We start from the raw sequence: 18,287 nt of genomic DNA, 5'->3' as shown, positions 1-18,287 counted from the left end.
CCGGCCGCCGGGCGGCCCTATCCAGCCGCGCACGGACGGGCCGCGGGGCGGCCAAAGCCCCGGCGGGACCGGCCCGCCCGGCCCGAGCGCCGACCGCCGCACGGCGTACCACCCAGCCCGGTACCGGGAGCGGCCACCCGGCCTCCTCGCGCGAACCGCCGCCACATCCCGCCACGGCCAGTCGACACCCACCGGACGACCGCGAACCCGGCGCCGCCCGGCACCCCGCCCGCGGCCGGGGCCATATTCGGCCGCGCATGGGCGGGGACCCGGTGGGCAAATGCCCCAGCACGAGCGGTAGGGGAATCATCACCGTAGGGATCTGGCCACCTGCGGTTACCCTCCGTAAATTGGAGCCCTGAGCTTCCGCGCGCATCGCGTTCCGCACCTCGTCCGAGAGTCATCCGAGAGGAATCCGTCCATGAGCCCGCCGCAGGCGAAACCGGGGGATCCGGCGCCGATCCGGGTTCTCGTCGTCGAAGACGACCCCGTCGCGGCGGACGCGCACCGGATGTACGTCGACCGCGTCCCCGGCTTCGCCGTCGTCGGGACTGCGCGGAGCGGCGGGGACGCCCAGCGGCTGCTGGAGCGGACGCCCGCCGATCTGCTGCTGCTGGACCTCTACCTCCCCGACGGGCACGGCCTGCAGCTCGTACGGGCGCTGCGCGCGGCCGGGAACGGGGCGGATGTGATCGCGGTCACCTCGGCCCGGGACCTGGCGATGGTCCGCGACGGGGTCTCCCTCGGGGTCGTGCAGTACGTGCTGAAACCGTTCACCTTCTCCACCCTCCGGGACCGCCTCCTCCGGTACGCCGAGTTCCGGGCGACCGCGGGCGAGGCCAGCGGGCAGGACGAGGTGGACCGGGCGCTGGCCGCGCTGCGGGCGCCGCAGCCCGCCGCGATGCCCAAGGGGCTGACCCAGGCGACCCTGCACGCGGTCACCGAGGCGCTGCGCGGCGCGGGGGAAGGGATCTCGGCCGCGGCCACCGCCGAGACCGTGGGAATCTCCCGGATCACCGCCCGCCGCTATCTGGAACACCTGGTGGAGGCCGGACGCGCCGCCCGCGCCCCGCACTACGGACAGATCGGCCGTCCCGAGCTGCTGTACCGCTGGCTCAGCGAGCACTAGGGCGGCCGTCTCCGGCTGCGATCGCGGCTTCGTACGCTTGCTGCAACCGCTCCGAAGCGGTGGGGCTCTTCGGGTTTTCGCGAGTGACGCCGAGGTGGAGCTCGCGCAGTTCGTCCATGAGCTCATTGACGAGGTGCGGGGAGCCCTCCGCGAGGAGTCGGGCTCGCACCGCGAGCTCGGGGGTTGTGGGCCGGTGCCGCAACCCCCACGCGCCGAGGGCGACCATCACCGGGAGAGTCTGGATGCCGGCTTCGGTGAGGGTGTAGGTCGCTTTCTGGCCACGCGTGGCATCGTCGCGGCTGAGCAGCCCTCCCTCGACGAGCTTGCGCAGGCGGCTGGCGAGGATGTTGGACGCGATGCCCTCATCGTTCCGGGTCAGCAGATCGCGGAAGTGACGACGTCCACCGAAGATCACGTCGCGCAGCACGATCAGCGTCCACGGGTCCCCCAGGACCTCCACCGCGGCGTTGATCGCACAACCCGAACGCGGCTCCTCACGCATCGCGCACGCACCTCGCTGACTGATGACAACCGACTGCCACTGATTGCAACTCGCAACCCCTCCATCGTAGAGTTCCCTCAACCAGTTGCAGTTCGCAATCACTTACGGGAGGTGGGCCGCATGGCCAGGGTCCGAGTGCACAACTTCTCCGTCTCCCTCGACGGCTACAGCGCAGGCGAGACGATCACGCTCGACAAACCCATCGGGGGCGCCGAGAGACTGTTCGCGGGCTTCGACGGGCGGTTCATCCACGGCGTGGACGTCGCGGATGAACCGATCACCCTCGATCGCGCCCTGACGAGCACCTGGGGTCAGGGCATCGGGGCCGAGATCATGGGCCGGGGCAAGTTCGGTCCGCAGACCGGCGAGTGGACCGACGACGGCTGGCGAGGCTGGTGGGGCGACGCACCCCCCTTCCGCACGCCCGTGGTAGTGCTCACCCACCATCGACGTGACGCCATCCACTTCGACAACGGGACGAGCTTCCACTTCCTCGACGCCACGCCCGAGGACGCACTCGCCTACGCCCAGGACCTCGCCGACGGCCAGGACGTTCGCATCGGCGGTGGCCCCTCCACCGTCCGGCAGTTTCTGACGGCCGACCTCATCGACTTCATGCACCTGGTCACCGTGCCCATCACCCTCGGCACCGGGGTCTCGCTGTGGGACGGGCAGGCCGAAGTCCAGGACCGTTTCACCGTCGAGTCGGCGACCTCGGCAAGCGGCCTCACCCACCACTTCTGGAATCGGACCATCGCCGGCTAGGCCCGACCCGGCATCGCTCAGGCCGCCGTGACGAGCCACGAGGTGCTGCGCAGCCGGACCGTGCCGTCCGGCCCCTCGTGGGCCCGAAGGTGGTCGATCAGAGTGCGGCGGGCTCGCTTCCGCGCCGGCGTGTCAACCGGTTCCATGATGCGGCGGCCGGGGCCGGTGTTGAGCAGAAAGTCGGCCGCGTCCTCGGCCCCCTGCCCCCACTCCCCGTCCGCCTGGGCGTGGTTGACGGCGATGGCGGTGAAACCGGCCGTGGTGAGGACGTCGCGGATGCGCTCCGGATCGGCCAGGGAGAACATGCCGGGCAGCCCCGGCCGCCCGAACTCGCCGACCGGCAGGATGTCGCACAGCGAGTCCATCGCCACTGCCCAGCCGTTGAGTTCGGCCTCGGCCGGGCAGACGAAGGCCAGCCGGCCGCCGGGCGCAAGCGCCCGCCCGACATTGGCGAACGCGGCCACCGGGTCGTCGAAGAACATCACCCCGTAGCGGCTGATCGCCGCGTCGAAGGCGCCCGCCTCGAAGGGGTGGACCTGCGCGTCGCCTTCGGAGAAGGAGGCGTTGACAATGCCCTCCCGCCGGGTGCGGGCACGCGCCTCGGCCAGCATGGGGCCGGACAGGTCGAGGCCCAGCGCGTGCCCCTGGGGCGCCCTGAGCGCCGCGAGGCGCGTGGTCTGTCCGGAACCGCAGCCGAGGTCCAGGACGCGATGGGCCGCGGTAATCGCAGCGGCGTCGAGCAGCGGTTCGTCGAAGCCTCCGTTCACGGCGTTCCAGCGGTCCTGGTGGCGGGCCCAGTGGCTGCCTTCGGGGCCGTTCCATGCGCGCGTCTGCTCCGTGTTGACGACCTCGGGCACGGGACCTCCTGTGGTGGATGACGGAGAACGCGCACACCCACAGGGAACGGGCGTGCATCCGAGATGAATGGGCATCCGCCCAAACCCCGTACACCCCAAGGTATGGGCATCCGCCCAAACCCGCAATCTCCGCTAGCATCACGGGAGTCGCCCGCCGTGCGAGCGGCGGAAGCGGAACGGAAGAGAGGCCCATGTCACCGCGCGGAGTGGCGACGCCGGACGTGTGCGAGCAACTGTTCGCGGCCGCCGAGCGCGTCGTGGAGAAGCACGGACCCGGCGCCCTCACCAGCCGGGCCGTCACCACCGAGGCGGGGTGCGCCAAAGGGCTGCTCCACGCGCACTTCGCGGGGATGGACGAGTTCGTGGCCGAGCTCTGCCTGAACCGGTTCGCACGGACCACCGCCAAGGCGCGGTCGCTGTCGGAGCTCGCGGGGCGGCACACGGTGGCGCGGAACCTCAACACCGTCGCCCTCGCCCTGTTCGACTCCGGCGGCCCGGCGATCTCGGGGCTGGCCATGACCCGCCCCGGCGCCACACTCCGCATCCGCGAGGCGCTGGAGGGTGGGGCGCCCGGATTCGACGCGATCCAGCAGGCCATCACCGGCTATCTGCGGGACGAACAGAAGCTCGGCCGGGTTGCGGAGACCGTCGACCCGAGCACGGCGGCCCTCGCCATCGTCGGCGCCGCCCACCATCTGCTGATGACCAACTGGCCGGGCACGCCCGATCCAAGGCCCGCCATGACGCGCCTGGTGACCACACTGGTCGAGGGCTAGGGGCACCCCGGCACAGCTCAGGCAGCGGCACGGCACGGCGAGGCGACACCCCGACACGGCTTGACCAGGGAGTGTCCGGCGGGCCGTGACGCCTGCGGCTGACCGCTCCCCTCCCCGCCCCTTCCCGCAGCATCGATTGCGGCTCCGCCTCAGCCCCCGGGGTCCAGGGGCGGAGCCCCTGGTAACGGGGAGAGGCGGGGAGGGGAAAGATCCGCCGGACACCCCCGTAACCCTGTCGGGCGGATCTCGCCGGGCGGCCCACGACGCACCCCGCGCCCGGACTCGGTGCCACCGCCGGGAGGCGCCCTCCGCCCCAGACGCCGGGGGCCCAGCGGGGCCCAGACGCCGCGCGCCCAGCGACGCCGGCCGCTGCTGCCACAGACACGGAGGCGCGCCGGACACGGCCTGGCGGCCACCACGAGCAACAAGGTCGATAGGAAAGTTTCCTATCCGACATCTTGTCGCGGCCATGCCGCCTCGCTAGGTTCAGCCTCGCCAGATTGCGCCTCGCTCGACTTCCCTCCCACCCCCCACCAGGAGGCTCCGTCAGCCATGCCTCGTTCCCGGCATCACCGCAGACTCGCTCTCGCCGCCGCTGTCGGCATGCTCGCCGCGGGCGTCACCACGGCGGCCACCGCCCAGGCGGCGCCGCAGCACACCGCCGCCGCGCCCAGCGGGCTCAACGGCCCCTACCTCTACCTGGGTTGGGGTTCCCCGCCCAAGGCCACGGACGTCATGTCGGCGACCGGCACCCAGCAGTTCACGATGGCGTTCATGCTCTCCGACGGCGGCTGCAACCCCAAGTGGGACGGCTCCCGCGCGCTCACCGGCGGCAACGACCAGTCGACGATCAACTCCATCCGCTCGGCGGGCGGCGATGTCACCGTCTCCTTCGGCGGCTGGAGCGGTAACAAGCTGGGCGAGAAGTGCTCCTCCGCCTCCGCCCTCGCCGGCGCGTACCAGAAGGTCATCGACGCCTACCAGCTCAAGTCGATCGACATCGACATCGAAGCGAGCGAGTTCGAGAACGCGACGGTCCGCCAGCGCGTGGTCGACGCGCTCAAGACGGTCAAGCAGAAGAACAGCGGCATCAAGGTGTACGTCACCTTCGGCACCACCACGTCCGGCCCCGACGCCAATGGAACGGACCTGGTCAAGCGCGGTGCCACGGCCGGGCTCGACGTGGACGGCTGGGCGGTCATGCCGTTCGACTTCGGGCAGGGCTCCATCGACATGGCGGGGGCCACCAAATCGGCGGTGGACGGTCTGAAGAACACCGTGGCGAGCGCGTACGGCCTCTCCTCCGACGCCGCCTACCGCAAGGTCGGCTTCTCCTCGATGAACGGCAAGACCGACGTCGCGGGCGAGACCATATCCCTGAACAACTTCAAGGACATGGTGTCCTACGCCAAGAGCCACCACCTGGCCCGCGTCAGCTTCTGGTCGCTCAACCGCGACCGCAAGTGCGGCTCCGGCACGGACGGCGACGCCTGCAGCGGGATCGACCAGGGCACGTACGACTTCACCAAGGTGCTCGCGGGGTACAGCGGCTGACACCGGCTGCCACCGGCTGGGCCACGCCCCCGTACGCCCGGGGCGTACACCCGCGGCGGCGTTCGATCAAGTGACGATCCAGGTCACGGGGATTGACCTTCCGTTGAAGCCGACCTTACGGTCAGCGCGCAGCCCACAGAGGCCAGCAAGGAGGTCGTGCCCGTGCGCCCCACCGCCCCACTGATCCTCGCCGCCACCCTCGCCGCCACCGCAGGACTCACATCCTGCGGTGGCGGTTCGGGCAGCGACCCGGACACCGTCAAGGTCGTCTACAACCGCTCCACGGACAACAAGATCCGCTTCAAGGACAACCATCTGGCCGAGGTGAAGAAGCAGTTCGAGAAGGCCAACCCCGGCAAGAAGGTCAAGCTGGTCCCGATCCAGGCGCAGGACAACGACTACGCCACCAAGGTCCAGCAGATGATGCGGTCCCCCAAGACCGCCCCCGACCTGGTCTACGAGGACACCTTCCGGATCAACTCGGACATCAAGGCGGGCTATCTGCGCCCCCTCGACGACTATCTGGCCAAGTGGAAGACCTGGGACCAGTTCGTCGACACCGCGAAGGCGGCGGCCAAGGCCGAGGACGGCAAGACGTACGGCGTCCCGGACGGCACCGACACCCGTGGCCTCTGGTTCAACAAGAAGATCTTCGCCAAGGCCGGGCTGCCGGCCGACTGGTCGCCCAAGAACTGGGACGACATCCTCAAGGCGGCGCGCACGATCAAGCAGAAGGTCCCCGGAGTCACCCCGCTCAACACCTACACCGGCAAGGCCCCGGGCGAGACCTCCGTGATGCAGAGCTTCGAGATGCTGCTGTACGGCACGGGCGAGGCGGGCGGAAACCCGCTCTACGACCCCGACGCCAAGAAGTGGGTCACCGGCGGCAAGGGCTTCCAGGACGCCCTGGGCTTCCTCCGGACCGTCTACTCCGAGAAGCTCGGCCCGGACATCTCCGACGCCCTCGATCCCAACGTCGGCACGACCGTCTTCAGCGAATGGCTCCCCGAGGGCAAGCTGGCCATCGCCCTGGACGGCTCCTGGCTGGGCCAGAACTGGCTGAAGACCGGCGGCAAGCCGTGGCCCGAATGGTCCAAGACCCTCGGCCAGGCCCCGATGCCCACCCAGAACGGGCAGGCGCCCGGCCAGGTCAGCATGTCCGGCGGCTGGACGTGGGCGATCACCGCGAAGTCCAAGAACCCCGATCTGGCCTGGAAGTTCATCCAGCAGCTCCAGACCAAGGACAACGCGGTCACCTGGGACATCGTCGACGCCCAGATCGCGGTCCGCAAGGACGTCGCGCAGGACCCGAAGTACACCTCCTCCATGCCCGGGATCACCTTCTTCACGGGCCTGGTGAAGTACACCCACTACCGCCCCACCACCCCCGTCTATCCCCAGGTGTCCACGGCGATCGGCGAGGCCATGGAGGCGGCGACGGCCGGCGGCTCCTCACCGGAGAAGGCCGCGAAGTCCTACGACGACCAGCTCAAATCCATCGCCGACGGCGCCACGGTGGCGGCGAGCGGCCAGGGCTGAGGGCCGCCCCCGATGGCAACCGCGACCAAAGTGGCGGCGGCCCCGACGGACACCCCGGCCCGGCCGGGCCCCCGTCGCGGCCGCCCCCTGCGCTGGCTTCCGCTCGCCCCCGCCACCGTCATGCTGCTGCTCTTCCTCGGTGGCCCCATCGCGTACTGCGTCTATATCGCCTTCACCAATATGCAGCTCACGGGCGCGTCCTCCACGGACTTCGTGGGGCTGGACAACTTCCAGCGCGCCTTCGGGGACGACGACTTCCGCAACGCCGTCGTCCTCACCCTCGTCTTCACCCTGCTCTCCTCCCTCGTCGGCCAGAACACCCTGGGCCTCGCCCTCGCCGCCCTGATGCAGCGCGCCTCCCGGCCGGTGCGGACACTGACCGGCGCGATCGTCATCGCGGCCTGGGTCGTCCCCGAGATCGTGGCGGGCTTCCTGCTGTACGCGTTCTTCCGCCGCGAGGGCACGCTCAACGCGCTGCTGGACTGGCTGGGCCTGCCGTCCCAGAACTGGCTCTACACCCTGCCCATCCTCGCCGTGTCCTTCGCCAACGTCTGGCGCGGCACGGCCTTCTCGATGCTCGTCTACTCCGCCGCCCTGTCCGAGATCCCCAAGGAGATCACCGAGGCGGCGGAGGTCGACGGCGCCGGCGGCCTCCGCCGCTTCTGGCACATCACCCTGCCCATGATCCGCCGCTCCATCGGCACCAATCTGATGCTGAACACCCTGCAGACGCTGTCGGTGTTCGGCCTCATCTGGGCCATGACCCGAGGCGGCCCGGGAAACCGCAGCCAGACGCTCCCGGTCTTCATGTACGACCAGGCGTTCAACAAATCCCTCATCGGCTACGGCACGGCGGTGGCGCTGCTGTTGCTGCTGGTGGGGGCCCTGTTCTCGATGGTGTACCTGAGGCTGATGCGCGAGGAGGTCTGAGCCCCACCCTGAGCTCCGCCCCGCACTCCGCCCCGAACCCCGCCGGGGTGATGGACCCGGCCGGGTCCCCGGTGGCGGCTCCTACGCCGGTGACGGTTTCCACGCCGGTGGGGGCTCCCACCTCAGGGGCGGCTCCCACGCCGGTGGCTACGCCTTCCGTCCGCACGCCGAGGCCGGACCCGGGGGCCGCGAGCGCGGCCCCCGTCATCACTCCCGCGGCCAGCAGGGCGGTTATCGCCGCGATGGAGGCCGTCGACGTCCTATGCCTCCATGTCACACGCATGTCAGCCCGCCTGGGAGGGCGGCTGCTTGTTGCCGTCGACGACCGCGCGCTCGGTGATCGCGCTGGTGAAGAGGACGGTGCCGCGCTTGATCGGGCCGTCCTTGGGGGGCTGGACCTGGACCGTGCGCTCACCGAGGAAGGCCAGGGTCTTCTTGTCGAAGATCCACTCTTCGCGCTGGCCATCGGCCTCGTTCAGCCTCGCCACCGCGACCCCATGACGGCCCGTGGCGTCGACCGCGTCGTCCACCGCGACCACGCCGGGGATCTTCGCGGCGGCCTTGTAGAGGGCGGGTGCGAGCTTGGCGGGCGGGTAGCTCTCGGTCAGCAGATCGCCGATGGCGACGAAGGCCGCCTGGTCGCGGGGAACCTCCTTGTCCCGGTTCTGGTCGACGTCCTGGTAGATGTTCTGCAGCAGCGCGTCGGGGTCCGTGGGCAGCTTCACCAGGGCGTTGTACGCCGCGCTGATCGGGTGCTCACCAGCCAGGGTCATGCCCTTGTCGCTGGTCTGACCCGGCTCGATCAGCCAGCCGTCCTTCCCCTCCGGAGACTGCCAGACCTGGCGGGAGTGCAACTCCTCGCTGACCACCGTGGTCTTGTCGTCCACGGTCTTGGGGTAGGTGTTGGCCACCTTCGAGGCGATGTAGATGAACTGGCCATCGCCCACCGTGGGCCCGGAGGTGTCGGCCGAGGCCAGGGAGATGCGGTTGAGCAGCTCGGGGGCGGCCTTGGCGTCGGCGGTGCCGACCTGAGTGGTCAGCGCGGGGCCGGTGGCCAGGGGGGTCTTACCGTCGCCGCCATCGCCCCCGGCGAGGGCGAAGCCGCCCACGACCGCCGCGGCCACGGCGCAGGCCATGGCGGGCAACAGCATGTTCCGGCGCAGGAACGGGTTGCGCTGCCGCGCGGGGGCGGCCGGGGTGCCGTTGGTGGTGCGGAGGTCGTCGTGGATCTGGGCCATCAGTTGCTCCTTGTGGAACTCGTGGCGGCCCGCCGGCAGACCCCGCTCCTCGGCGCCCAGGAGCTCCTGGGTCTCCGGCCACTCAGCCGGGTGCGGCTGGGAGGGGCTGGCGTGGTTCATCGGATTCCTTCCTCTGCGGACCGGATCGCGTGAGTGCGATCGCCCTTTACCTGCCGGGTTCGCGGAGTGAGTTCCCGCTTTTTGCGACCCAGTTCGGCGTCGGCGAGTTTGCGCAGCTTGGTACGGGCTCGGGACAGCCTGGAGCGGACGGTTCCGATCGGGATGCCGAGGGTTTCGGCGGCCTCGGCGTACTCCATGCCCTCCCAGAGGCAGAGGACGAGGACCTCGCGTTCGGCGCGCTTGAGCGAACTCAGCGCGGTGAGCGTGGCGTTGATCCGGCGCCGGTCGTCCACGCGTCCGGCCGTCTCCTCGGCGTGGTCGGGGATCCGCAACGAGGCGGGCCCCGCCTCAGCGGCAGCGGCGGCTGCGGCCCGGTAACGCCGGTTGCTGCGGCAGTGGGTACGGGCCACGTTGGTGGCGATACCCAGGAGCCAGGGCCGCAGGGATCCCCCTTCGGGGTCGACCGCCGTACGGCGCCGCCACGCCTCCATGAACGTGGCCGACATGACGTCCTCGGCCACGGACCAGTCGGCGGTCAGGCGGAAGGCGTGGTGGTAGACGGCCTGTGCGTAGGCGTCGAACAGCTCCGCGAAGGCGTCTGGCTCCCCGGCCCGCACCCGGGTTCGCATATCTGTGGTCACATGTGTTGGCTGACCGGGAGAAGGGGCGAGTTCCGGTGATGCGCGTCACATCGCGTTCTGCCTGGGCTCCTGGGTGAGGGCAACCCGGAAGTCCGCCCAGGCGGCGGGGGTGAACCGGAGTATGGGGCCGCCGGGGTTATTGGAGTCACGTATCGCCACAGTGCCCGGCACGTTCGTGGCCACCTCCACGCACTCCTGCGTTCCGTTGCTGTAGCTCGACTTGCGGAAATCGAAGGTCGTCATGAGCTCACAGTTTCTTGATCAGCGCCCTGATGAAGGTGCGGGACTCGGCTTCGGGGAGAGCAATCCTCGCAGTCTCATCGAACAGTTTTGCGTGTTGCGCGGCTCCATCGCCACCCTCCACCCACATTTCGGAGAGCGGCAGCTCCATGTAGACCACGTCCATGGCCCCCGGCTCGGCGAAAGAGAGGACGTTGAAGGATCCTGTGAGGCTCGCGGCAAGTCCGGCGCTGAACGGGAGCACCTGGATGGTGACGTTCGGCCGCTCTCCCCAGTCGAGGAGGCTCGACAACTGCTCACTGGCCACCTCTGGTTCGGCCCCGGGAATGCGCAGCGCAGCCTCCGGGATGATGGCCCAGAGGGAGAGTGGCGAGTCTTCTGAAAGTCTGCGCTGCCGCGCGGCTCTGGAGGCGGCGAACTCCTCGGTCCGGTCCGGATGCTCCTCCGGCACCGTCACTCGGCGCAGCGATCGTGCGTAGCCAACGGTCTGGAGCAAGCCCGGGATGAAAGAAACCTGCCATGCCTTGATCGCGGTGGCGGCGCTCTCCAGCGGCACGTACTCCTTCATGGTGCCGGTGAACGCGGCCTCGTTCCACCAGCCCTTCGCCTTACGACGTTCTCGGTCGATGCGCGCCAGCTCCAGCAGCCCGCCCACCGCCGCAGGGTCGCTCAGGCCGTACAGCTCGCAGAGCGCGCGGATGTCCGGGTCCCGCATCGGGACCCAGCCGCCCTCCATCTTGGCGACCTTGGTTGTGGACCCGGTGAGCACCTTGGCGGCATGCGTCTGCGTCAAGCCCGCCGCAGTGCGGAGCTTGGTCAGCTCACCACCGAGCCTGCGTCCCAGAACGGTCGAGGTGCTATTGCCCTGCATCGGCTGACTTGTCGTCACGCGCACAGTCTGGCCGCCCGGCGCGGCCGCCGCAAACCAGATCGGGGGAAATCCTCCAAGAGGAACTTGTGCGGGGGAAGTCAACGGGGCTACGGTCCGTGATGAACCGCTCGCACAGGGACGTCAGTTGGCGGACGCGCTCCGCCCTGCCCTGCCCACTGGAGGTACGCGATGGCATTCGCGCCCCAAGACCCCCGGATCCCGGACCCCAGCGACCCCGTCATCGATGAGGGCCGCGTCGACTACGTCCCGACACCGATAAGCGTGACCAGGGCCCGCCAGTACGCGACGCGACTCGTGGCCGAGTGGGGGCATCCCGCACTCGCTGACGACGCCGCGCTCATCGTGTCCGAGCTGGCCACCAACGCCGTACGGCACGCCCGCATCCCCGGGCGACTCTTCCGGGTGCAGCTCACCCTCACCAAAACCCGCTTACGCATTGCCGTATCCGATCCCCGGGGCGAGCGGCTCCCCCGGCCCCGCCATCCGTCGCCCCGCGACAGGCACGGCCGTGGCCTGCTCATCGTCCGCGCCCTCGCCGCACGTTGGGGCGTGCGCGAGCGGACCGTAGGCAAGGAGATCTGGGCCGAGCTGGACCTGACCAGCTCACCGACCCAGGCCGAGCCCTAACAGAAACTGCGTGCCCCGCAGATTTGCGGGGCACGCAAAAATTGCTACTCTCGTCGCATGGGACTGCGAGAGCGCAAGAAGGCCCAGACGCACGCGGCACTGAGCTGGGCCGCGATCCGGCTGACCGTGGAGCGCGGGTTCGACAAGGTCAAGGTGGAGGACATCGCCGAGGCGGCCGGTGTCTCGCCGCGTACGTTCAACAACTACTTCTCGAGCAAGGCCGAGGCGATCGCGTTCCGCCACCTCGACCGCTTCCAGCGCATCGCGGAGGTGCTGCGCGAACGGCCGGACGAGCCGCTGTGGGACGCGATCACCGACTCCGTACTGCTGCAGTTCGCGGCGGACGCGGAGTCGATGACCCATCCCCCCGCCACCGACCCGGCGCAGTGGACGGCGGGCGTGCGCGTGATGGTTGCCGAACCGGCCCTGCGCGGCGAGATGCTGCGGGCCGGGGCCGTCGCCGAGGCCGAGATCGCGGCGGCGATCGCCGATCGCACCGGCGGCGATCTCGATCAGGACCTGTACCCGCACCTCGTGGCGTCAGCGGTGGTGGCCGCCGTACACACCGCCATCGCCCACCATCTCCGCACCGATCCCCCCGTGCCTGTGCGCCGCCTGCTCACGGACGCCCTCGCCCGGCTCGCGGCGGGGCTGTCCACCCCGTAAAGCCCCTCAACTCCCCTCCCCCGAAAGGGAATTCATGATCGAGGTCGTCATCGCAGGCGCGGGGCCCAACGGCCTGATGCTCGCCTGCGAACTCGCCCTGGCCGGTGTGCGCCCGGTCGTCCTGGAACGCCTCACCGAGCCAACCGACACGCAGCGTGCGAACGGCCTCGTGGGCCAGGTCATCCGCATGCTCGACCGGCGCGGGCTGTACGAGCGGCTGGCCACGCCCGGCACCACGCCCAGTCCGGCGCCCCGTTTCACGTTCGGCGCGTTCCCGCTCGATCTGAGCGATCTGCCGGACAACCCGCTGTACACACTGTTGGTGCCGCAGCTCCGGATCGAGCGGATGCTCACCGAGCGCGCGGCGGAGCTTGGTGTCGACATCCGGCGCGGGCACGAGGTCGTCGGCCTGACGCAGGGCGAGAAGTCGGTGACCATCGAGCTGCGCGAACAGGGCTCGATCGAGGCGGAGTTCCTGGTCGGCGCCGACGGCGGGCGCAGCACGGTCCGCAAGCTCACCGGAATCGACTTCCCCGGCGTGACCAGCGACGACTCGGTGTCGCGCACCGGACATGTGAGCGTGCCCGCACACCTGATCGGCCCGGATGGCAGCCTGACCGTGCCCGGTTTCGGCGTCATACCGCCGTTCCAGCATCTGCGGACCGAACACGGACTGATCGCCTGGGCGCCCTCCCCGGACGGTGACCCGAAGCTGACCACCGTGGAATGGGGGCAGCCGGAAGAGGGCGAGGCGTCACTCGACGAACTGCGGGCCAGCGCCCGCCGGGTGCTCGGCACGGACATCACCCTCGGCCCGCCGACCGGGGCGGGGCCGCATCTGATGCGGCGGCTGTTCGGCGGCAACACCCGGATCGCCGAGCGGTACCGCGATCGCCGTGTCCTGCTGCTCGGCGACGCCGCGCATGTGCACTCGGCGATCGGCGGCCCGGGACTCAACCTGGGCCTCCAGGACGCGGTCAACCTCGGCTGGAAGCTGGCGGCGGAGGTGCGCGGCCACGCGGCGGAGGGGCTGCTGGACACGTACGAGTCGGAACGGCATCCCGCGGCGCGGCGGGTCGCCATGCACACGCAGGCGCAGTCGCTGCTGATCCGGCCGGGCGGCGATGTAACGGCGCTGCGCGAGCTGTTCGGCGAATTGCTCGACCAGCCCACGACCCGGCGCCACATCGCGGGGCTGCTCGCCGGCGCGGACATCACCTACGACATGGGCCCGGCGACCGGCCCGCTCGTCGGCCACTGGGCCCCGGACCTCCCGGGCCTGCGCGACCTGACCCGCACCGCCCGCCCCCTCCTCCTGGACCCCACGGCCACCCTCGACCCGGGCCCCTGGGCGGCGCACGTCGACACCGTGCCCGCCCCCGACCTCGACACCGCCCTACTCCTCCGGCCCGACTGCTACATCGCCTGGCAGGGCACCACGAACGACTGTCTGCACAAGGCGCTGGCCACCTGGTTCAGGCCCGCCTGAGAGACACCCCCGGCCCCACCGGCCCCAGCGTCACGTCCCGTTTCGGTCGCCGAGTGCGGCTCCCAGACGGCGCCACTGCCGCATCGGGAGCTCCTGCAAGTCGCCGGTCAGCACCTGGAGAGCAACGTGGTCGGCGCCGGCGGCCAGATGTTCGTCGACGCGCCGGAGGATGGCATCTTCGTCACCCCATGCGACCAGCGCGTCCACGAGCCGGTCGCTGACGGTGTCCACGTCGTCGGCGGAGAACCCCGACTGCAGCATCTTGTTGGCGTAGGTGGCGAAGGCCAGGTAGCCGCTCAGGAATTCCCGGCCGATGGTGCGTGCTTCGTCGGCGTCGTCGCTGAGGATGACCGTCTGTTCCGGTGCCAGCAGCGGTCCGGTGCCGAGGATCTCGCGGGCTTCGCGGGTGTTCTCGGGGGTGATCAGGTAGGGATGCGCGCCGACCGCCCGTTCGGCCGACAGTTGCAGCATCTTCGGGCCGATCGCGGCGAGTACCCGGTGGTCGCTCGGCACCGGGACCGGTGCGGCGTCCAGGTCGTCAAGGTACGTGCGCATCGCGGCCAGCGGTTTCCGGTACCGGCCGGGTTCCGCCGCGTCGACCACCGCCGCCTGACTGACGCCGATGCCGAGCAGGAACCGGTCGGAGTGCGCTGCGCGCAGCTCGGCGTAGGTCGCGGCGACGTCTGCGGGGTCATGCATCCAGAGGTTGAGGACGCCGGTGGCGATCAGCGTGTGCTCAGTGGCCTTCAGCAGGTTTTCCACCGATTCGAGCACTGGTCCGCCGGTATCGGGGATCCATAGGGCGGTGAAACCGAGTTCGTCGAGTTCTGCGGCGGCTTCGGCAGCCCTGCCCGGATCGCCGTAGCGCAAGTGGTGACTCCACACGCCGACGCCGGTCGGCCTCAGGGGGCGGTGCGCGGTCATGCGGTCACCCCGCCATCGCGGCCATGCCGCTCCATGGCCGACGTTCGTGTCCGGGCCTGTTCAGCCCTGAAGGGGGGACTGAGCCGCATGCCGAAGCTCCTCACATCGCAACCGGAGATTGTCTCCGATTACGATATGGAGGCAGCCTCCGCTTGTCCACCGGCCACCGGATCGCGGCGCGTCCACCGGCCACCGGATCGCGCCGCGTCCGCCGCGCGCCGATGTGAGTCGGCGGGCGCCCCGCGCACCCGGATGCGGACGCCGCCAGGGCGCGACCGGCTACGCCTCCGCCACCACCACGTACAGCGTCGCCGAGGCGAAGAACGGGCGGTGGGCGAGGTGGTGCAGCCAGACGGCCGCCTGGTACTCGCTGAGGTAACCGGCCTCGACGGCGCGGCGGGTGGTGCGCTCGAATCCGAAGACCCGGTCCGCCGCGCGGACATCGCGGAAGACCTGGGTGACCGGAATGACCTCCGGCACGCGGAACCCGGCGTCGGCGGCGAGACGGGCGAGCTGGCGGCCGATGGCGGCGTTGCGGATCACCTGCTCAGTGATGTGGCGGGTGTAGGCGCGGGAGAGCGCCGGGTGGGGGTGGTCGACGGCGAAGGTGTCCCAGTCGGGCTCGCCCATCACCAGCCGCCCGCCCGGCCGCAGGACCCGGTGGAACTCGGCGAGGGCGCGGGCCGGGTCGTCCACCCACTGCAGCACCCGGTCGGTGCGGGCGCGGTCCACCGAGGCGTCGTCCAGGGGGAGGGCGTGGACATCGCCGCGCCGCAGCTCGACGCACGGATGCGCGGCGGTGCGCGCCGCCGCCCCGTCCAGCATCTCCTGGTCGCGGTCGATCCCGATGACCGTACCGCCGGGGGCGACCGCCTCCGCGAGGGCGGGGAGATCGGCGCCGGGGCCGCAGCCCGCGTCGAGGACGGTCAGCCCGGCCCGGAGGTCGAGCGCGTCCAGCATCCGCCCCTTGTAGTCGCGCCCGGCGTCGCTCGCGGCGAACCGGGTGAGGTAGTCGGCGGACGCGGGCCTGGTGGTCTCGAAGACAGACGCATCGGCAGAGGTCATGGGCGTCAGTCAAGCAGAGCCGCCTCGTGGAGGTGGCCGCTTCCGCGTGTGCACTACGTGATCCGGCCGCGCGGCGGGTGGCGACCCGGGAATTCTTATCCATTCGCGCTGCATCACCGGACCCGCTCCGCACCCCGCAACTAGCGTGCGACCAACCATGTTTGAGGGCAACCGGTCGAAAAAACGCCAGGAATCCAGCCACGTGGCCCGAGGAGGGCGGCACAAGCGGTCCCGCGACCCGCGCGCGCACTGGCTGCTTCTGCTCCTCGTCCTTCCCGTCATGTTCGGCCTGCTGATGTTCCAGGGCTGGACCACCCACGAGGTCGACGCGGCGAAGGCGCGGCGGCCCTGCACCAGCCCGGTGCCCCGGGCCCTGGCCGACGGTGGGCCGGTGGTGCAGATCAACGGCGATCAGGTGCGGACCGTGGGCATGCCCGCCGGAACGGTCGCGCTCACCTACGACGGCGGGCCCGACCCCGTCCAGACCCCGCGCCTGCTGGACCTGCTGCGCCGGTACGACGCGCGGGCCACGTTCTTCGTCTCCGGCGCCAAGGCGGCCCAGTACCCGGATCTCGTACGCCGGATCCGCGCCGAGGGCCATGAGATCGGGTCGAACACCTACACCGGCGCCGACATGGGCACCGCCTCCCCCACCCGCTCCCGGATGGAGCTGTCCCTCACCGAGTCGGCGCTGGCGGGCTCGGTGGGGGTCCAGCCGAGGCTGCTGCGGCTGCCGCTGACCACCGATGTGGACACGCTGTGCGGCGACGAGTGGCAGGCCGCGCGGCGGGTCGCCGAGGAGGGCTACGCGCTGGTGGCCGCCGACCGGTCGGCCAGGAAGCCCGCGCAGGGCGTGGTCCGGCAGTTCAGCCAGACCGACACCGCGTACCAGGAGACCGAGAAGCTGCTGAAGGACCCGCGGGCGAAGAAGTTCACCACCGTGACCGGCGGGCTCGGCGTGCCCCCGGTCGACGTGCCGGTCTCCGACCTCGAACGCTGGGAGGGCAAGGCGCTGATCTGGGTCGCGGCCATCGGCCGCGGCTTCGTGTCCACCATGACCTGGGTGCTGGGGATCGCGGGGGCGCTCGGGGTGCTGCGGCTGCTGATGCTCGTGCTGTTCGCCCGTACCCATGTCCGGCGGCTCACCCGCTTCCGGCCCGGCGCGCCCTGGCTGCGGGAGGTCAACGAGCCGGTGACGGTGCTCATCCCCGCGTACAACGAGGAGGCGGGCATCGAGGCCACCATCCGGTCGCTGCTCGCCTCCACCCATCAGCGCCTGCAGATCGTCGTGATCGACGACGGATCGGCGGACCGTACGGCCGATATCGCCGCGAGCGTCAACGACCCCCGGGTGCTGGTGGTCCGCCAGCCCAACGCGGGCAAGGCCGCCGCCCTCAACACCGGACTCGCGCACACCCGGCACGACATCGTGGTGATGGTCGACGCCGACACCGTCTTCGAACCGGACGCCGTCCACCAGCTCATCCAGCCCCTCGCCCACCCGGCCATCGGCGCCGTCAGCGGCAACACCAAGGTCGGCAACCGGCGCAGCCTGCTGGGCCGGTGGCAGCACCTGGAGTACGTCTTCGGCTTCAACCTCGACCGCCGGATGTTCGAGGTGCTGGAGTGCATGCCGACCGTGCCCGGCGCCATCGGCGCCTTCCGGCGGGACGCGCTCATGGGCGTCGGCGGAGTCAGCGAGGACACCCTCGCCGAGGACACCGACCTCACCATGGCGCTGTGGCGGGCCGGTTGGCGGGTCGTGTACGAGGAGACCGCCGTCGCCTGGACCGAGGTGCCCACCTCCCTGCGCCAGCTTTGGCGCCAGCGCTACCGCTGGGGATACGGCACCCTCCAGGCCATGTGGAAGCACCGCCGCGCCGTGGTCTCCCTGGGCTCGGTGGGGCGGTTCGGCCGCCGGGGGCTCAGCTATCTCACGCTCTTCCAGGTGCTGCTGCCGCTGCTGGCGCCCGTGATCGACCTCTTCGCCCTGTACGGTGCGCTCTTCCTCGACCCGGGGCAGGCGGCCGGGGTGTGGCTCGGCTATCTCGCGATCCAGATGGTCTGCGCCGGATACGCGCTGCGGCTGGACGGTGAGCGGATGCGAGCGCTGTGGTCCCTGCCCTTCCAGCTCTTCGTCTACCGGCAACTGATGTATCTGGTGGTCATCCAGTCCGTGGTCGCCCTCCTGCTCGGGACGCGGCTGCGGTGGCACCGCATCCAGCGCTCGGGGACGGCCGCCCAGGCGCTGGGCGAGGCGCCCGCGTACCGGAGCCTGACATCGAAGTGAGGGTATGGGAGTGACGGCATCGACGTGATGGCACCGACGTGAC

At 70.6% G+C, this 18,287-nt stretch carries 18 protein-coding genes; 10 read left to right on the top strand and 8 right to left on the bottom strand.

Going from position 1 to position 18,287, the window contains the following annotated elements; all coding sequences use genetic code 11:
- Positions 1-421: 421 nt before the first annotated feature.
- The gene (locus tag J5X86_RS16640) at positions 422-1,129 is read left to right on the top strand and encodes a response regulator (RefSeq protein ID WP_208517599.1); all 708 of its coding nucleotides are present in this window, start codon (positions 422-424) and stop codon (positions 1,127-1,129) included.
- On the opposite strand, the gene J5X86_RS16635 is transcribed toward J5X86_RS16640, so the two are convergent.
- Positions 1,116-1,631 (bottom strand): helix-turn-helix domain-containing protein, encoded by a 516-nt coding sequence (locus tag J5X86_RS16635; RefSeq protein ID WP_208517598.1) that lies wholly within the window; start codon positions 1,629-1,631, stop codon positions 1,116-1,118. The two genes, J5X86_RS16640 and J5X86_RS16635, sit on opposite strands and share 14 nt — an antisense overlap.
- Positions 1,632-1,751: 120 nt before the next feature.
- On the opposite strand from J5X86_RS16635, the gene J5X86_RS16630 reads away from it, so the two are divergent.
- Positions 1,752-2,396, top strand: coding sequence for a dihydrofolate reductase family protein (locus tag J5X86_RS16630; RefSeq protein WP_208517597.1), 645 nt, complete (start codon positions 1,752-1,754; stop codon positions 2,394-2,396).
- Positions 2,397-2,413: 17 nt separating this feature from the next.
- On the opposite strand, the gene J5X86_RS16625 is transcribed toward J5X86_RS16630, so the two are convergent.
- Entirely contained in the window at positions 2,414-3,253 is an 840-nt protein-coding gene (locus tag J5X86_RS16625) for a class I SAM-dependent methyltransferase (protein ID WP_208517596.1), read from the bottom strand.
- Positions 3,254-3,444: 191 nt separating this feature from the next.
- Here J5X86_RS16625 and J5X86_RS16620 point away from each other — a divergent pair, with 191 nt between their 5' ends.
- The 4 genes from J5X86_RS16620 to J5X86_RS16605 all read left to right on the top strand — a co-directional run bounded on the left by J5X86_RS16620 (position 3,445) and on the right by J5X86_RS16605 (position 8,052).
- The gene (locus tag J5X86_RS16620) at positions 3,445-4,029 is read left to right on the top strand and encodes a TetR/AcrR family transcriptional regulator (RefSeq protein ID WP_208517595.1); all 585 of its coding nucleotides are present in this window, start codon (positions 3,445-3,447) and stop codon (positions 4,027-4,029) included.
- Positions 4,030-4,581: 552 nt separating this feature from the next.
- Positions 4,582-5,583 (top strand): chitinase, encoded by a 1,002-nt coding sequence (locus J5X86_RS16615; RefSeq protein ID WP_208517594.1) that lies wholly within the window; start codon positions 4,582-4,584, stop codon positions 5,581-5,583.
- 162 nt (positions 5,584-5,745) lie between these two features.
- On the top strand, positions 5,746-7,122 hold the full coding sequence (locus J5X86_RS16610; protein ID WP_119991531.1) for an ABC transporter substrate-binding protein: 1,377 nt from the start codon (positions 5,746-5,748) through the stop codon (positions 7,120-7,122).
- A gap of 12 nt (positions 7,123-7,134) precedes the next feature.
- Positions 7,135-8,052: a carbohydrate ABC transporter permease gene (locus tag J5X86_RS16605; RefSeq protein ID WP_208517593.1), complete on the top strand. Its 918-nt coding sequence runs from the start codon at positions 7,135-7,137 to the stop codon at positions 8,050-8,052.
- Between the two features lie 284 nt (positions 8,053-8,336).
- Here J5X86_RS16605 and J5X86_RS16600 read toward each other — a convergent pair whose 3' ends face one another.
- From J5X86_RS16600 to J5X86_RS16585, 4 genes are read right to left on the bottom strand one after another with little or no spacing between them, the layout of a single operon-like run.
- Positions 8,337-9,410 (bottom strand): CU044_5270 family protein, encoded by a 1,074-nt coding sequence (locus tag J5X86_RS16600; RefSeq protein ID WP_208517592.1) that lies wholly within the window; start codon positions 9,408-9,410, stop codon positions 8,337-8,339.
- Complete coding sequence (locus J5X86_RS16595) at positions 9,407-10,051, bottom strand: RNA polymerase sigma factor (protein ID WP_308124583.1); 645 nt, start codon at positions 10,049-10,051, stop codon at positions 9,407-9,409. The genes J5X86_RS16600 and J5X86_RS16595 overlap by 4 nt, the downstream gene beginning before the upstream one ends.
- Before the next feature lie 45 nt (positions 10,052-10,096).
- A complete protein-coding gene (locus tag J5X86_RS16590; protein WP_208517591.1) occupies positions 10,097-10,294 on the bottom strand; it encodes a DUF397 domain-containing protein in 198 nt (65 codons plus the stop codon).
- A gap of 4 nt (positions 10,295-10,298) precedes the next feature.
- Positions 10,299-11,180 (bottom strand): helix-turn-helix transcriptional regulator, encoded by an 882-nt coding sequence (locus J5X86_RS16585; protein WP_308124582.1) that lies wholly within the window; start codon positions 11,178-11,180, stop codon positions 10,299-10,301.
- Positions 11,181-11,351: 171 nt separating this feature from the next.
- Between J5X86_RS16585 and J5X86_RS16580 the strand changes: the two genes are divergently transcribed.
- From J5X86_RS16580 to J5X86_RS16570, 3 genes are read left to right on the top strand one after another with little or no spacing between them, the layout of a single operon-like run.
- A complete protein-coding gene (locus J5X86_RS16580; protein ID WP_208517590.1) occupies positions 11,352-11,810 on the top strand; it encodes an ATP-binding protein in 459 nt (152 codons plus the stop codon).
- Between the two features lie 57 nt (positions 11,811-11,867).
- On the top strand, positions 11,868-12,476 hold the full coding sequence (locus tag J5X86_RS16575) for a TetR family transcriptional regulator (RefSeq protein ID WP_208517589.1): 609 nt from the start codon (positions 11,868-11,870) through the stop codon (positions 12,474-12,476).
- Positions 12,477-12,510: 34 nt separating this feature from the next.
- A complete protein-coding gene (locus J5X86_RS16570; protein ID WP_208517588.1) occupies positions 12,511-13,965 on the top strand; it encodes an FAD-dependent monooxygenase in 1,455 nt (484 codons plus the stop codon).
- 30 nt (positions 13,966-13,995) lie between these two features.
- On the opposite strand, the gene J5X86_RS16565 is transcribed toward J5X86_RS16570, so the two are convergent.
- Complete coding sequence (locus J5X86_RS16565) at positions 13,996-14,889, bottom strand: LLM class F420-dependent oxidoreductase (RefSeq protein WP_243980553.1); 894 nt, start codon at positions 14,887-14,889, stop codon at positions 13,996-13,998.
- Between the two features lie 279 nt (positions 14,890-15,168).
- Positions 15,169-15,954, bottom strand: a complete 786-nt coding sequence (locus tag J5X86_RS16560; RefSeq protein ID WP_208517587.1) for a methyltransferase domain-containing protein — start codon at positions 15,952-15,954, stop codon at positions 15,169-15,171.
- A gap of 157 nt (positions 15,955-16,111) precedes the next feature.
- Here J5X86_RS16560 and J5X86_RS16555 point away from each other — a divergent pair, with 157 nt between their 5' ends.
- Positions 16,112-18,244 carry a bifunctional polysaccharide deacetylase/glycosyltransferase family 2 protein gene (locus J5X86_RS16555; RefSeq protein WP_208517586.1) on the top strand — a complete coding sequence of 711 codons (2,133 nt, stop codon included), beginning with the start codon at positions 16,112-16,114 and terminating at the stop codon, positions 18,242-18,244.
- Positions 18,245-18,287: the final 43 nt, after the last annotated feature.

Origin of the sequence: Streptomyces sp. NEAU-YJ-81 (assembly GCF_017592595.1) — a bacterium.
GTDB lineage: Bacteria > Actinomycetota > Actinomycetes > Streptomycetales > Streptomycetaceae > Streptomyces > Streptomyces hygroscopicus_B.
Note: the sequence above shows the minus strand (reverse complement) of the source record. Positions and strands in the feature narration are given on the sequence as shown.

Bases quoted from the DNA above. Each gene is read 5' to 3' on its own strand.
- J5X86_RS16640 (WP_208517599.1), top strand. From the start codon at position 422: ATGAGCCCGCCGCAGGCGAAACCGGGGGATCCGGCGCCGATCCGGGTT.
- J5X86_RS16635 (WP_208517598.1), bottom strand. From the start codon at position 1,631: ATGCGTGAGGAGCCGCGTTCGGGTTGTGCGATCAACGCCGCGGTGGAG.
- J5X86_RS16630 (WP_208517597.1), top strand. From the start codon at position 1,752: ATGGCCAGGGTCCGAGTGCACAACTTCTCCGTCTCCCTCGACGGCTAC.
- J5X86_RS16620 (WP_208517595.1), top strand. From the start codon at position 3,445: ATGTCACCGCGCGGAGTGGCGACGCCGGACGTGTGCGAGCAACTGTTC.
- J5X86_RS16615 (WP_208517594.1), top strand. From the start codon at position 4,582: ATGCCTCGTTCCCGGCATCACCGCAGACTCGCTCTCGCCGCCGCTGTC.
- J5X86_RS16605 (WP_208517593.1), top strand. From the start codon at position 7,135: ATGGCAACCGCGACCAAAGTGGCGGCGGCCCCGACGGACACCCCGGCC.
- J5X86_RS16600 (WP_208517592.1), bottom strand. From the start codon at position 9,410: ATGAACCACGCCAGCCCCTCCCAGCCGCACCCGGCTGAGTGGCCGGAG.
- J5X86_RS16590 (WP_208517591.1), bottom strand. From the start codon at position 10,294: ATGACGACCTTCGATTTCCGCAAGTCGAGCTACAGCAACGGAACGCAG.
- J5X86_RS16580 (WP_208517590.1), top strand. From the start codon at position 11,352: ATGGCATTCGCGCCCCAAGACCCCCGGATCCCGGACCCCAGCGACCCC.
- J5X86_RS16575 (WP_208517589.1), top strand. From the start codon at position 11,868: ATGGGACTGCGAGAGCGCAAGAAGGCCCAGACGCACGCGGCACTGAGC.
- J5X86_RS16570 (WP_208517588.1), top strand. From the start codon at position 12,511: ATGATCGAGGTCGTCATCGCAGGCGCGGGGCCCAACGGCCTGATGCTC.
- J5X86_RS16565 (WP_243980553.1), bottom strand. From the start codon at position 14,889: ATGACCGCGCACCGCCCCCTGAGGCCGACCGGCGTCGGCGTGTGGAGT.
- J5X86_RS16560 (WP_208517587.1), bottom strand. From the start codon at position 15,954: ATGACCTCTGCCGATGCGTCTGTCTTCGAGACCACCAGGCCCGCGTCC.
- J5X86_RS16555 (WP_208517586.1), top strand. From the start codon at position 16,112: ATGTTTGAGGGCAACCGGTCGAAAAAACGCCAGGAATCCAGCCACGTG.